At 64.8% G+C, this 12,760-nt stretch carries 13 protein-coding genes; 9 read left to right on the plus strand and 4 right to left on the minus strand.

The window, feature by feature from the left end; translation table 11 throughout:
* Nucleotides 1-33 precede the first annotated feature (33 nt).
* Complete coding sequence (locus GC148_RS00680; RefSeq protein WP_366062856.1) at nucleotides 34-1,164, minus strand: glycosyltransferase family 1 protein; 1,131 nt, start codon at nucleotides 1,162-1,164, stop codon at nucleotides 34-36.
* Between the two features lie 221 nt (nucleotides 1,165-1,385).
* On the opposite strand from GC148_RS00680, the gene GC148_RS00685 reads away from it, so the two are divergent.
* The 3 genes from GC148_RS00685 to GC148_RS00695 all read left to right on the plus strand — a co-directional run bounded on the left by GC148_RS00685 (nucleotide 1,386) and on the right by GC148_RS00695 (nucleotide 6,336).
* On the plus strand, nucleotides 1,386-2,180 hold the full coding sequence (locus GC148_RS00685) for a GGDEF domain-containing protein (protein ID WP_291068097.1): 795 nt from the start codon (nucleotides 1,386-1,388) through the stop codon (nucleotides 2,178-2,180).
* A 117-nt stretch (nucleotides 2,181-2,297) separates the two neighbouring features.
* On the plus strand, nucleotides 2,298-5,432 hold the full coding sequence (putA, locus tag GC148_RS00690; RefSeq protein ID WP_291068098.1) for a bifunctional proline dehydrogenase/L-glutamate gamma-semialdehyde dehydrogenase PutA: 3,135 nt from the start codon (nucleotides 2,298-2,300) through the stop codon (nucleotides 5,430-5,432).
* Nucleotides 5,433-5,445: 13 nt separating this feature from the next.
* Nucleotides 5,446-6,336, plus strand: coding sequence for a DUF3298 and DUF4163 domain-containing protein (locus GC148_RS00695; protein ID WP_291068099.1), 891 nt, complete (start codon nucleotides 5,446-5,448; stop codon nucleotides 6,334-6,336).
* Between the two features lie 25 nt (nucleotides 6,337-6,361).
* Here GC148_RS00695 and GC148_RS00700 read toward each other — a convergent pair whose 3' ends face one another.
* The 3 genes from GC148_RS00700 to GC148_RS00710 all read right to left on the minus strand — a co-directional run bounded on the left by GC148_RS00700 (nucleotide 6,362) and on the right by GC148_RS00710 (nucleotide 8,026).
* Nucleotides 6,362-6,799: a DUF6265 family protein gene (locus GC148_RS00700; RefSeq protein ID WP_291068100.1), complete on the minus strand. Its 438-nt coding sequence runs from the start codon at nucleotides 6,797-6,799 to the stop codon at nucleotides 6,362-6,364.
* A 322-nt stretch (nucleotides 6,800-7,121) separates the two neighbouring features.
* The gene (locus GC148_RS00705) at nucleotides 7,122-7,550 is read right to left on the minus strand and encodes a PaaI family thioesterase (RefSeq protein ID WP_291068101.1); all 429 of its coding nucleotides are present in this window, start codon (nucleotides 7,548-7,550) and stop codon (nucleotides 7,122-7,124) included.
* Nucleotides 7,547-8,026 carry a PaaI family thioesterase gene (locus GC148_RS00710; protein WP_291068102.1) on the minus strand — a complete coding sequence of 160 codons (480 nt, stop codon included), beginning with the start codon at nucleotides 8,024-8,026 and terminating at the stop codon, nucleotides 7,547-7,549. The genes GC148_RS00705 and GC148_RS00710 overlap by 4 nt, the downstream gene beginning before the upstream one ends.
* A 99-nt stretch (nucleotides 8,027-8,125) precedes the next feature.
* Between GC148_RS00710 and GC148_RS00715 the strand changes: the two genes are divergently transcribed.
* The 6 genes from GC148_RS00715 to GC148_RS00740 all read left to right on the plus strand — a co-directional run bounded on the left by GC148_RS00715 (nucleotide 8,126) and on the right by GC148_RS00740 (nucleotide 12,737).
* Nucleotides 8,126-9,457 (plus strand): NAD(P)-binding domain-containing protein, encoded by a 1,332-nt coding sequence (locus tag GC148_RS00715; RefSeq protein ID WP_291068103.1) that lies wholly within the window; start codon nucleotides 8,126-8,128, stop codon nucleotides 9,455-9,457.
* The gene (locus GC148_RS00720; protein ID WP_291068104.1) at nucleotides 9,454-10,134 is read left to right on the plus strand and encodes a M23 family metallopeptidase; all 681 of its coding nucleotides are present in this window, start codon (nucleotides 9,454-9,456) and stop codon (nucleotides 10,132-10,134) included. Before GC148_RS00715 ends, GC148_RS00720 begins: the two co-directional genes overlap by 4 nt.
* A gap of 19 nt (nucleotides 10,135-10,153) precedes the next feature.
* The gene (locus GC148_RS00725) at nucleotides 10,154-10,747 is read left to right on the plus strand and encodes a hypothetical protein (protein WP_291068105.1); all 594 of its coding nucleotides are present in this window, start codon (nucleotides 10,154-10,156) and stop codon (nucleotides 10,745-10,747) included.
* Nucleotides 10,744-11,415, plus strand: coding sequence for a DUF6498-containing protein (locus tag GC148_RS00730; protein ID WP_291068106.1), 672 nt, complete (start codon nucleotides 10,744-10,746; stop codon nucleotides 11,413-11,415). The genes GC148_RS00725 and GC148_RS00730 overlap by 4 nt, the downstream gene beginning before the upstream one ends.
* A complete protein-coding gene (locus GC148_RS00735) occupies nucleotides 11,412-12,044 on the plus strand; it encodes a trimeric intracellular cation channel family protein (protein WP_291068107.1) in 633 nt (210 codons plus the stop codon). The genes GC148_RS00730 and GC148_RS00735 overlap by 4 nt, the downstream gene beginning before the upstream one ends.
* Nucleotides 12,045-12,113: 69 nt before the next feature.
* Nucleotides 12,114-12,737, plus strand: a complete 624-nt coding sequence (locus GC148_RS00740) for a TetR/AcrR family transcriptional regulator (protein ID WP_291068108.1) — start codon at nucleotides 12,114-12,116, stop codon at nucleotides 12,735-12,737.
* The last annotated feature ends 23 nt before the right edge of the window (nucleotides 12,738-12,760 follow it).

The following is a 12,760-nucleotide window of genomic DNA, read 5'->3' on the forward strand; positions in this document are numbered from 1 at the left end:
GCATCGCAGGTCCCGGATGTTTCGCCCGGAGGCTCAGGCTTCCGGGGTTGTTTCCGGGGGCGGCAACGCCTCCGGCTTCACCTTTCTCCTCCGGATACGGATCTTATGCCAGAAGCGCCGGCGTTGCGGAGGGGGCAGGGGTTGCAGGTTCTCGAGGAACACTTCCGCACACGCCCGCCAGCTATACGTCTCGGCATGCGCGCGCGCCGTCTGCCGGCTCAGCGCCAGGCAATCGATCGCGCCTTTCGCAAGGTCGCCGCCCAACGGCGTGATCGTGCCCGCTCCGGATCCAGGGATTACGTCACGCGGCCCGGTCGCATCGAACGCGGCGACCGGCGTGCCGGCCGCCATCGCTTCCAGCACCACCAGGCCGAACGTATCGGTCAGGCTCGGGAACACGAACACATCGGCGCCCGCATAGCAGGCGGCCAGCTCGTCGCCGAACTTCGCGCCCAGAAACACCACGTCCTTGTAGTTGCGCTTCAACTCTTCCAGCTGCGGACCGTCGCCGACAATCACCTTCGTGCCCGGCAGGTTGAGCCCGGCAAAGGCCTCGATATTCTTCTCGACTGCCACGCGGCCAACATTAAGGAAAATCGGCCGCGCGAGGCCGGCAAACGGATCGCCCGACTCGCCCTCGGCGATACGCTTCTGCGGTGTGAAGACGTCGGTGTCGACCCCCCGGCTCCAGGCGACCAGGTTGCTGAAACCATGGCCTTCCAGTTCTTCCATTAGCGACGGAGTCGCTACCATCACCTTGCCGGAATACTTGTGGAACCAGCGCACGAAGGAATAGCCCCAGCTCACGGGCACCGGCAAGCGCGCCGACACATATTCTGGAAACCGGGTATGATAGGCGGTCGAGAAAGGGTGTTTCTCGGTCAGGCAAACGGCCCGCCCCGCCATGCCCAGCGTGCCTTCGGTGGCGATATGCACGGCGTCGGGCTCGAACTCGTGGAAGATGCTGCTGATCCGCGGCCGGCCCCACAAGCCCAGCTTGATCTCCGGATAGGTCGGCAGCGGCATGGTCATGAAGCCTGCGCCGGGATGCACGATCTCCCAAACATGACCCATCGCCTCGGTCTCGGCGATGATCCGCTTCATGGTGCGTACGACGCCGTTGACCTGGGGGTCCCAGGCATCGGTGATCAGCATTATCCGCATCGGGACTCCATCCGTGGCCAGGCGACCGAAGGCAACATGACGGGCATGATTCGGACCGTAAAGCCCTCGCCACCGCACCCTCCGGCCCGGTCCCGCCCGGTTGGGGGTATAGGCGGCCCCGGAAACCCTGTGAAGCCGGAAGCGGCATTCCGCCGGACGCCGCACCTGTGGCTGGCACCGGCCCAAGCGAAACATTAAGCATTTTCCGCTAGCCTGGCGGGATGACACGGGTTTCTTCCCTCACCAAGCTCGACTGGTCCTCTCGAGGCAGGGCGCGGGTCTTTGCGCTGATGGTTCTCGGCACGATGGTCTGTATCGGTGTCGCCTTCGCCGTGGACAGCTATGACCTTGCGAGCGCCAGGTGGCGCTGGGGCGCCGATCCGATCAACAATCTCGTCATCCCGCTTGTGCTGGCGCCACCTTTCTTTTTTCTCCTGCTCGAAAAGATGCGCGAACTGGCTGTCGCCCATCACGAGCTGATGACCGTGGCCGCCACCGACAGTTTGACCTCGCTGCTGAATCGCCGCGCCTTCACGGAACTTGTCGATGGCTACCTGAAACTTGTCGAAGCGTCGGAAAAGCAAAGCGGGGGCGCGCTGCTCGTGATCGACGTCGACCATTTCAAATCGGTGAATGACCGGTTCGGCCATGCCAAGGGCGACGAGGCGCTAAAGCTAATCGCCGATGCCATCCGCTCGACCGTGCGCGACACCGATCTTGTGGGCCGCGTCGGCGGCGAGGAATTCTGCGTCTTCATGCACGGCCAGTCGCCGGAACTCGCCGCCGAGGCGGCCGAACGGATACGGGCGGCCGTCGCCGATACGGATTTCGTGCCCGGCGAAGCGCGTTACCCGCTGTCCATCAGCGTGGGCGGCGTGGCCTTCAACGGAGTTTCACCGTTCAGCGATCTCTATCGCAGCGCCGATGCGCATCTCTATCAGGCCAAGAACAACGGCCGCAACCGCGTCGAATTCCGGCTGCACGAGGCCGGCGGCCCGTACGCCATCGTGCACTGAGCCCGCCGCCGGGCGCAGATTTCCCCTCGCAGATCACATCGTCCAAGGGTATACTTGTGCTTCGCGCTTTGGTGAGGCGCAAAACTTTGCCCTTTTCCTGTGAGTTCCAAATATCCCATGCCCGATACCCTCGCTTCAGTCCCCGTTGACTGGGATGCCCTCGACGCCCTGAAATTCGCCGATGAGGAGGCCTTGCTCGAAGCCCTGCTCAAGACCGGCATCTTGCCGGGCCCGGTGCGCGACGCCGCCGTGCGGCGCGGCCGCGAACTCGTCACGATCGCGCGCGCCCGCGGCCGGCGCAAAGGCATGATGGAAAGCTTCCTGGAGGAGTTCGGCCTCACCAACTCCGAGGGCCTCGCTCTGATGTGCCTCGCCGAGGCGCTGCTGCGCGTGCCTGATGCCGCCACCCGCGACGACCTGATTGCTGAGAAGATCCGTTCCGGGAACTGGGGCGCCCATCAGGGCCAGTCCGACAGCTGGCTGGTCAACGCCTCCACCTGGGGCCTGATGCTCACCGGCCGCGTCATCGGCGCGCCCGACAGCGCCAAGAAAGGCCCCGCCGCGTTCATCGGCGGCCTCATCCGCGACAGTGGCGAGCCGGTCATCCGCGCCGCCATGATGCAGGCCATGCGTATCATGGGCGAGCAGTTCGTCCTTGGTCGGACGGTCACCGAAGCGCTGAAGCGCGGCCGCCGCATGGTCAAGGCCGGCGAAGCGGCACATTTCAGCTTCGACATGCTGGGGGAGGGCGCGCGCACCGCCGCCGATGCGGAGCGCTATTTCAAGGCCTATGAAAACGCCATCGCGGCCGTCGCAGCCGACAAGGATCCTGCCCAGTCGCCCGAGCGCGCCAACGGCGTCTCGGTCAAGCTTTCCGCGCTCCATCCACGCTACCTCGCCGTCAAGGAAGCGCGCGTAATGGCGGAGATGTATCCCCGCGTGCTCACGCTCTGTCAGCAGGCCGCCAAGGCCAATATCGGCCTGTGTCTGGATGCGGAGGAAGCCCACCGCCTCGTCATCAGCCTGAAGATCTTCGAAAAGCTCGCCCGCGAGCCGTCCCTCGAAGGCTGGACCGGCCTCGGCCTCGCCGTGCAAGCCTACCAGAAGCGCGCCCTCGCCGTCATCGAACGCCTGTCGACGCTCGCCGAAGTCACTGGCCGGCGTTTCATGATCCGTCTCGTCAAGGGCGCCTACTGGGATTCCGAAATCAAGAACGCTCAGGTTGAAGGTTATCCGAACTTCCCGGTCTTCACCACGAAGCAGGGTACGGACGTTCACTACCTCGCCTGCGCCCGCGCCATGCTCGCGGCCTCTCCGGCGATCTATCCCTGCTTCGCCACGCACAACGCCCACACGCTCGCCGCGGTGGATCTGCTCGCCGGCGAAGCGGGTGTCACCGGATTCGAGTTCCAGCGACTCCACGGCATGGGTGAACCGCTCTACGACGCCGCCGAAGCCGGCAGCCGCGTGCGCGTCTATGCCCCGGTCGGCGCGCATGAAGATCTGTTGCCCTACCTCGTCCGCCGCCTGCTCGAGAACGGCGCCAATACCAGCTTCGTCCATTCGTTCCTGAACGAGGATATCCCGCCCGAACAGGTCGTCACCGATCCGATCGCCCGCGTCGAGGCAGGTCCCCGCCGCCACCCTCGTATCCCGACACCGCCGCGTCTCTTTGGCAGCATACGGAGGAATTCCGCCGGTCACGATCTCAGCCAGCTCGGTGTGCGGGGCGGGTTCGCCTCGGCCCTGCGCGCGCTGGATGAAGGCCCCGCCATTGCTGCCGGTCCCATCGTGTCCGGCAAGGCCCGGATCGGCGGCGGCGACATGGTCCGTTCGCCCTCGGACAATTCCCGCGTGCTCGGCGCCGTGCTCGAAGCCGACACTGAGGCGTGCGACCGTGCGCTGGATGCAGCTGCCGCCTTCCAGCCAGGCTGGGACGCGCTTGGCGGCGCCAAACGCGCCGAATACCTCCACACCATGGCCGATGCGATGGAGGCCGACGCCGCGCGCCTTATCGCTCTCATGTCGCGCGAAGCCGGCAAGACCCTGCCGGACGGCATCGCCGAAGTGCGCGAAGCAGTGGACTTCTGCCGCTACTACGCCGCCGAGGCCGCCGCAGGCTTTGCCGCGCCTGAGCGCCTGCCGGGCCCCACCGGCGAGACCAACCACATCTCTCTCCACGGGCGCGGCGTCTTCTGCTGCATCTCGCCCTGGAACTTCCCGCTTGCCATCTTCACCGGCCAGATCGCGGCCGCGCTGGCGGCCGGCAATACGGTGGTCGCCAAGCCTGCCGAGCAGACGCCGCTTATCGCCTTCGAGGCCGTCCGCCTGTTCCACCGGGCAGGTCTGCCGGAAGATGCGCTGCATCTGTTGCCCGGCCGCGGCGAAACCGTCGGCGCCCGCCTCACCGCAGACCTGCGCGTCTCCGGCGTCTGCTTCACCGGCGGCACCTCCACGGCGCGCCTGATCAACCGCACACTCGCGGGCAGGGACGGTCCGATCATCCCGCTGATCGCCGAGACGGGCGGCCTCAACGGTCTTTTCGTCGACACCACCGCGCTGCGCGAGCAGGTGATCGACGACATGATCACCTCCGCATTCGGCTCGGCCGGCCAGCGCTGCTCGGCTCTGCGCATCGCCTTTCTTCCGAAGGCCACCGCAGACATCCTGATCGAAGGCCTGATCGGCGCCATGAACGAACTGAAGATGGGCGACCCCGCCTTGCCCGACACCGATACCGGCCCGGTCATCGATGCCGAGGCGCGCGCCCTGCTCGAAAAGCACATGGACCGGATGAAGACCGAAGCAAAGCTGCTCCACCAGATCGATCCGGGCCTGCTCGGCGAAAAGGGCACAGGCTTCGGTCCATCTCTGGTCGAGCTGGCCTCGCTAGATCAGATCGCGGAGGAAACCTTCGGTCCTGTGCTACATGTCCTGCGGTATGATCCGGATGACGTCGCCGCCATGGGCGCCGCGCTCCATGCCAAGGGCTACGGCCTCACGCTGGGCATCCATTCGCGCCTCGAAAGTTTCCATGCGGCGGTCAAGGCCGCCATGCCGGCGGGCAACACCTATGTGAACCGTTCGATGATCGGCGCTGTGGTCGGCGTCCAGCCTTTCGGCGGGGAGGGGCTCTCCGGCACCGGGCCTAAGGCGGGCGGGCCACATTACCTCCCTCGTTTCGCCACCGAACGGGTGGTAAGTGTCAATATCACCGCCCAGGGCGGTGATGCCGAACTCTTGAGTCTTTGAAGGAAACGCGCCCATGTTGCGCTTGATTGCCCCCGCCGCTGCCGCTTTCCTCATCCTGGCGGCCTGCGCCCCGCCGCCCGCCAATCCCGCCTCGGAAACGCCTGAGGCGCCCGCCGAGGTGGTGGACCCGGCTGTCCAGCCGGAAAGCACCCCGTCCGCAGCGCCCGCCAACGAGCCCGAGGACTTCCAGCTCTCCTACAAGCGCAGCGGCGAAACATACGAAGTCAGCGCCGAGATCGATCCCGCCATCCTCGCCTTCGATGCGCCGCTCGCCTGGAAGCTCTGGGTCGACACCCAGGCCGCGCTTGACGGGCTGGCCGCGACAGCGGATGCCGACAAGGCCGCCGCGGATAAGGAAGAGGCCGCCACGGGCGAGAACTGGTTTCGTGGCTACACGCTGGACATCGCCTACCGCGCTACGGCCGTCCTCGACGACGTGATCTCCATCAAGGAAACCTACAGCACCTATACCGGCGGTGCGCATCCGAACTATGCCCTTTCGGGCGGCGTCTATCGCAAGGGTGCGCCGGAGCCACTCGCGCTCGGCACGTTCGTCACCGATCCTGCCGCCTTCAATGATCAGGTCATCGCCGCCCTCGTCGCGGAAAAGATCACGCGCGGCTATGAAGAGACCGCTCAAGCCTCGATCCAATCGGAAATCCGCGAAATGCTCGCCCCGTCGCCGGAACATCCGGACCTTTACAAGGGCAATTTCGTGCTTGATCCGTCCACGGAGGCCGGAAAGCTCGGCGGCATCACCGTGCTCTTCTCGCCCTATGATGTCGGCTCCTATGCCGAGGGCAGCTATGAGATCACGCTCACGGCGGCCGATCTCCTGCCGATCCTGACCCCAGGCTGGGCGCCCCGTTTCGGCGGCGAGCCGGCCGTGGAAGGCGAGGAATAGTCCTCACGCCGTCCTTCGGGTCAGCCTAGCACTTCTTGAATTCCCAGGTCTGAGGCCGGGCGCCGTTTAGCAGGGAAATCGTCGCGGTCATCTTGCTGCCCTTGCGGGTGTAGACAATGCGCTGCGGGTAATCGAGCGTGGCATTCTCGAAGGTCACCGTATTCTTCGCGCGGCTCGCTTCGGTGAATTCCGACGGACCGAACCCGCCCGGATAGGCGTTGAACACTGCCGGCGCGCCCGCATCGATGCGGCTCTGCTCGAAATACGCCACCGTGCCATCCTCGAAGGTCAGTGAATAGCCGAACAGGAAACCCGAATCAGGCTTCGTCCAGACTTCGCGGTAAGACTTGTCCTTCGTCTGCCAGCAGCCGCTCATCCATTTCAGGCCTTCATCGGCCCGGGCGGCTGGCGCGACCACCGCCGAAGCAGCGAACATCGAGAGAGCGAGCAGGGCGTGTTTCATCTTGTCACCAATATTCGGCCGGCGCACAGCCAGCGTTTCGAGCCGTCCGGAAACCAGTCCGGGTCACGGGAAGAGGATAGCACGCGAAGCCCGCGCGTGAAGTCATTCCCTCAGCGCCCAATCGTCCCGCCCTTAGAGCTCATACGGAGCGACGTCGAAGTATGGGCGTGCGCGCCCCACCCCAGCCCTCCCTGCAGGCGGGGAGGGGACATTTTGCACAGTTGGGCAGACTGAGCGCACGCCACAGACTGAGCTGCCCCCTCCCCATTTTGGGCAGGACCAGGGTGGGGCCGAGGTAAACGAAAACGTTGAGGAGGATCCCTCAATCCGACGTCACAAGGAAGTGCGCCATCAGGGCTGTTACCGGTTCGGCGCGGTTCTCCTGCCAGGCTTCGGCGCGCACCGAAGCCATCCGGCGGCCCATCTTCAGCACATAGGCGCGGGCGTAGAGATCTTTCGCATGCCCCTGGCGCAGGTAATCGATGGTCAGGTTGATCGGTCTCGGCGGGCGCGGCATGTCGGACACGAGGAAGACCTGCAGCATGGCGGTTAGTTCGAGGAAGGAGGCAATCGCGCCGCCATGCAGCGCACGGATGGCCACATTGCCGATCAGCTTTTCCTGGAAGGGCAGGATGGCCGTCATCTCGTCGCCCAGCACCTCGCAGCGCATGCCCAGCGTCTGCGCAAAGGGTAGGCGTTTCAGGATCGAATCTATTTCGTCCGCACGCGGATTGGTCAGCTGGGGGTTCATGACTTGCTCCGGCCGCCTCCGAGGCGGGGCTTGTTGATGGCGAACGTGCCGGCCGCAGTGGCGATTAGCTTGTCCCGTGTCTCATGATAGGCCCAGGCCCGCGTAAAACAGACCGAACGGGTCAGGTGGTAGCATTCGGCTTCGCCGATGATGTCGCGGCCCTTTTCGGCCGGGCGCATGTAATCGATGCGCAGGTCGATCGTCGCCACGAAGCGCATTTCGGTCATGGCCGCCGTGCAGGCCATGCCGCTGAGATTGTCGAGGAAGGTCGTGATGACGCCGCCATGGATGATGCCCGATTCCGGATCGCCCACCAGATGCTCCGCCCAGGGCTGGAGACCGAAGACGTGCCCCTTCTCGACCTTGCTCACTCGGAAGCCGGTCTCGTTGGCCCAGGGCACCACATCGCGCATCACGTTCAGGTTTTCGCTCATGATGGCCGCGATGTCATATTGCTTCCGGGGCTTGTCGTTCATGCCGTTCAGCCTGCTTTGGGATTTGACGCGTCTGAAACGCCGGATAACATCGCCGCCGAGTCATGGGAACTGCTTTCCCCGGTGACAAGGAGACGCGCAATGGCCTTTGACGCTACGGCAAAGCCGAAGACCTGCATCATCGGGGCAGGGTGTTCGGGCTTCACGATGGCAAAACGCCTGAAGGATCTCGGCCTGCCTTACGATTGTTTTGAAAAGTCGGACAATATTGGCGGCAACTGGTACTACCAGAACCCCAACGGGGTCTCATCCTGCTACCAGTCGCTGCACATCGACACGTCGAAATGGCGCCTCGCCTTCGAGGACTTTCCGGTTCCCGAAGACTGGCCGGACTTTCCCCACCACGCCCAATTGCTTCAGTACTTCCACAACTATGTCGATCATTTCGGACTGCGTGAGACCATCACGTTCAACACCTCGGTCGAGGATGTGGCCGACCTACCGGGCGGGCGCTACCGGGTGACGCTGTCGACTGGCGAGACACGCGACTATGACGCGGTCTGTGTCGCCAATGGCCACCACTGGGATGCCCGCATGCCCACTTATCCGGGCACGTTCAACGGCTACCAGGTCCACTCGCACCATTACCGCGACCCGTTCGAGCCCTACGATTTCCGCGGCAAGCGCGTGATGATCGTCGGCGCCGGCAATTCGGCGATGGATATCTCCTCGGAGCTGTCCCAGCGGCCCCTCGCCGAGCGCCTGTTTATCTCGATGCGGCGAGGCGTCTGGGTGCTGCCGAAATACATGAACGGCACGCCGGCCGACAAGGCCGTGCTGCCAGCGTGGCTGCCGCCGAAGATCGGCCGGGCGCTCGCCAAGGCGACGATCCGCAAGACCATCGGCAACATGGAAGACTATGGCCTGCCGAAACCCGACCATGACCCGCTGGACGGTCACCCTTCCGTGTCCGGAGAATTCCTAACGCGGGTCGGTTGTGGCGATATCATTCCGAAGCCGGGCATAGAGCGTCTTGACGGCGATCATGTCGTGTTCACCGACGGTTCACGCGAGAAGGTGGACGCCATTGTCTGGGCCACCGGCTACAACACGACCTTCCCCTTCTTCAAGCAGGACGAGCTGACGCCGAAGGACAACGTCTTCCCGCTGTTCAAGCGCATGGTTCAGCCGGGCCGAGAGTCGCTGTTCTTCCTGGGTCTTGCCCAGCCATTGCCGACGCTGGTCAATTTCGCCGAGCAGCAATCGAAGCTCGTGGCCGCCGCGCTGACCGGCGCCTATGCCTTTCCGTCTGCGGAAGACATGCGCCGGGTCACGAAGGCCGATGAGGAGGAACATCTCGGCCACTTCTATGACAGTCCGCGCCACCGGATGCAGGTCGACTTCAATGTCTACTGCAAGGACCTGATGAAGGAGATCGAGCGCGGCGCGAAACGGGCGAAGGTCTCCGCGTGAACCTTCGCCGCGCGGCCTTCGGCCTTGCATTGATGATGCTGGGGGCCTGCGCGACGCAACCTGCGCCGGTCATCGTCTATGGTCCGCCGGTCGATTACGGCCCGCCAGGCGACGCGCGCAATCCGCCGCAGGGAACGTTCCAGCCGAATGCCTACCTGCGCCAGTGCCTCGGCATGAGCGTGTCCAACAGCCCGCCCGTCGACGGCGAACGCTGGGTCGTCGATTTCAAACCGGTGATCGTGGTGGGGCAGGTCGTCATGGTCGCGGTCCCGGTCAATGATGTCTGCCTCGGCTCGGGTATTGGCCTGCGGGGAGGCCGGCCGCATGATGGCATTGACTTGATCAGCAACCCTCCCGGCACGATCTACGCCGCTGCCCCGGGCCGGGTGATCGAGATGCGTTGGTCGTCGGGCTACGGAAACCAGGTGCTGATCGATCACGGACACGGCGTCTACACCCGCTATGCCCACCTCGACAGTTTCGACCTCGGCCTTCAGCTCGGCGCCGCCATCGGCTATGGCCAGCCGGTCGGTCTGATGGGCGCCACCGGCAATGCCGAAGGGCCGCACCTCCATTTCGAGATCCTGACCGGCAATTACGACAACCCGCTCGGCTCAAAGGGTCTTGTGCCGCAGGATCCGTTCAGCTTCCCAGCCTACACCGATCTGGGCTATTGAGGCGGCGGAGGAAAATGACATGCCCCGCCACGCATTGATCGCGGCTGCACGCCGCATGGGACTGGCCCTGCTTGCTGCCGCGCTGCTGACGGGCTGCGCCTGCTTCCCATCCTTGGCGCCCGCAGCGGCGCCCACCACCGCGCAGACCGGCACGTTCGGCGCGCTCGCCGGCCTTGCCGGCCGGACCTGGCGCAGCGAAGCGGCCGGCGAGGGCAAGGCCGGCCCGGCCGACATCTCCGCCTGGAGCTGGGACCTCGGCGGGCGTGTGCTGGTCAACCGGCATGCGCTGGAAGACGGTTCCTATGGCGGCGTCACTTATGTCTATGAGAACGCTCAGACCGGTAGCCTCGACTATGTCTATGTCACCAGCGCCGGCTTCCACACGACCGGCACTTTCGTGCTCGGCGAAGATGGCAGCTGGACCGCCGAAGAGGCGGTGACCGGCCATGAAACGATCACCCGTGTACGCTCCACCGGCCGCATCCAGCCGGACGGACGCATGGCGATGGTGTCGGAATATCTCGCCAAGGATGTCTGGTCGCCGGGCCGCAATGTTGTCTATTCCGAAGTCCGGGCCAAGGTTCCGAAGGTTACAGGCCAGCTCACCGAATGAAAGGGCGGTTCATCGATCCCGCCGAGATCGTCCGGGCCTACCGCGATCCTCTGTCCTTGGCCAGTCTCGCCGTCGACCTGCTGCCCATCTTCGCGGTGATCGCTTTCGGCTGGAGCGCGACACCGCTGGTGGCGCTCTACTGGCTCGAAAACCTCGTGATCGGCGTGTTCACTGTGGCGCGGATGATCGGCACGGCTTTCGCCAATGTCGGCAACCTTCTGGGCGCCGTGTTCATGGCGCCGTTCTTCACGGTCCACTATGGCGGCTTCTGCTACGGTCACGGCGTGTTCCTGGCGGTCTTCGCGGGCCAGGATGATTTTCCGTCCCCGGAGGGTCTGCTGCGCTGGGCTCTCGGCACCGCGCCGCAGATGGTCTGGTTCGTCGGCGCCGTCTTCGCCGTCAGTCTTCTCTACTATGTTGTCGAGTTCATCGGGCGCGGCGAATACCGGACCGCCAGTCTCGACCAGGAGATGGCCTCGCCCTATGGCCGCATCGTCACGCTGCACATCGCCATCATCCTCGGGGCAGGGATCGCCTTCGGACTTGGCCAGCCGCTGCTCGGCGTGCTGCTGCTGATCCTCATCCGCGTGGTCTTTGGCATCCTCATGACCCTTCGCCGCCGCCGCAAGCGGGACGCGGGGCTCCCAACGGTCAGTATCCCGACATGACCCCCATCCTGATCCTTGATTATGCCGGAATCGCACTGTTTGCTGCGACTGGGGCGCTGGCGGCGTCGCGCAAGCAGCTCGACATCATCGGCTTCCTGTTCTTCGCCGGCATGACTGCGGTGGGCGGCGGCACCGTGCGCGACCTGATCCTTGGCGTTCCGGTCTTCTGGGTCGCAAACCCCGTCTATCTGGTCGTCTGCGCCGTGACGGCGGTGGTCGTGTTCCTGACGGCTCACCTGTTCGAGTCGCGTTACAAACTGTTGCTCTGGCTCGATGCGGTGGGGCTTGCCGCTTATTGCGTGTTCGGGGCCTGGAAGGCGCTGGACGTGACCGGCGCGCCGTTGGTGGCCATCGTGATGGGCGTGTTGACAGCCACCTTCGGCGGCGTGCTGCGCGACCAGCTGGCGGGCGAGCCGTCGGTGCTGCTGCGCCAGGAGATCTATATCACCTGCGCCCTCGTCGGGGCTGGCGCCTATGTCGGGCTTGACCTCGCAGGCTTGCCGATGATGTGGGCCGCAGTGCCCGCCGCGATTGTGGCCTTCGCCATCCGGGGCGGGGCGCTGAAATTCGGCTGGTCGTTCCCGCCCTATAAGGCTCGGCCCGGCCGGAACCCCGAAGATATCCCATGAAGGGAACAAAGTTGACGCTTCATGACGCGGGGTGCAAGGTGATTCCTGAGTGAGTTCAGGGCACAAAGCATGGCAGATATCGGGACGGACACGCGCACCGGCGGCAAACGGGCGAACACCAAAGCCGCCAACCGGCGCGCGATCCTGACGGCAGCGCGGCGGGTGTTCGCGCTGATCGGCTACGAAGCGACCACCGTGCGCGACATCATCCGCGAGACCGATCTCGCCTCGGGCACGTTCTACAATTACTTCAAGTCGAAGGAGGAAGTCTTCCAGGCCATCGCCGAGGACTCGACGCAGCGATTCCGGACGCACCTGTCCGAAGTTCGGGCCCGCACGTCTTCGCTTGAAGACTATATCGAGAATGCGTTCCGGGCCTATTTCAGCTTCATCGCGGAAGAGAACGAAGAGGCCATCAAGGCAGGTGCGCCGCACCTGGCGCTGATGGGCGTTCGAGTCGACACGCCGGAAATGCTGGCCGTGGCCGAAGAGATCCGGGCGGATCTGGAAGTCGCCCTGTCGGGCGGCGCAGCAGCGGGGCTGGACCTTGAATACCTGACCGCAGCGGCTATCGGCATCGCCCGCGAGATGGGCGATTACATGCTGCAGCGCCGGCCGGTCGATGTGGAAGGGGCAACGCGGTTTGCCTCCAGCCTCGTGCTGGCGGGGTCGCGGGCCATGGTGGCCCTCTAGCGGGCGCCCGCCGCTCCCAATGT

The organism is Hyphomonas sp. (assembly GCF_016125515.1).
Classification (GTDB): domain Bacteria; phylum Pseudomonadota; class Alphaproteobacteria; order Caulobacterales; family Hyphomonadaceae; genus Hyphomonas.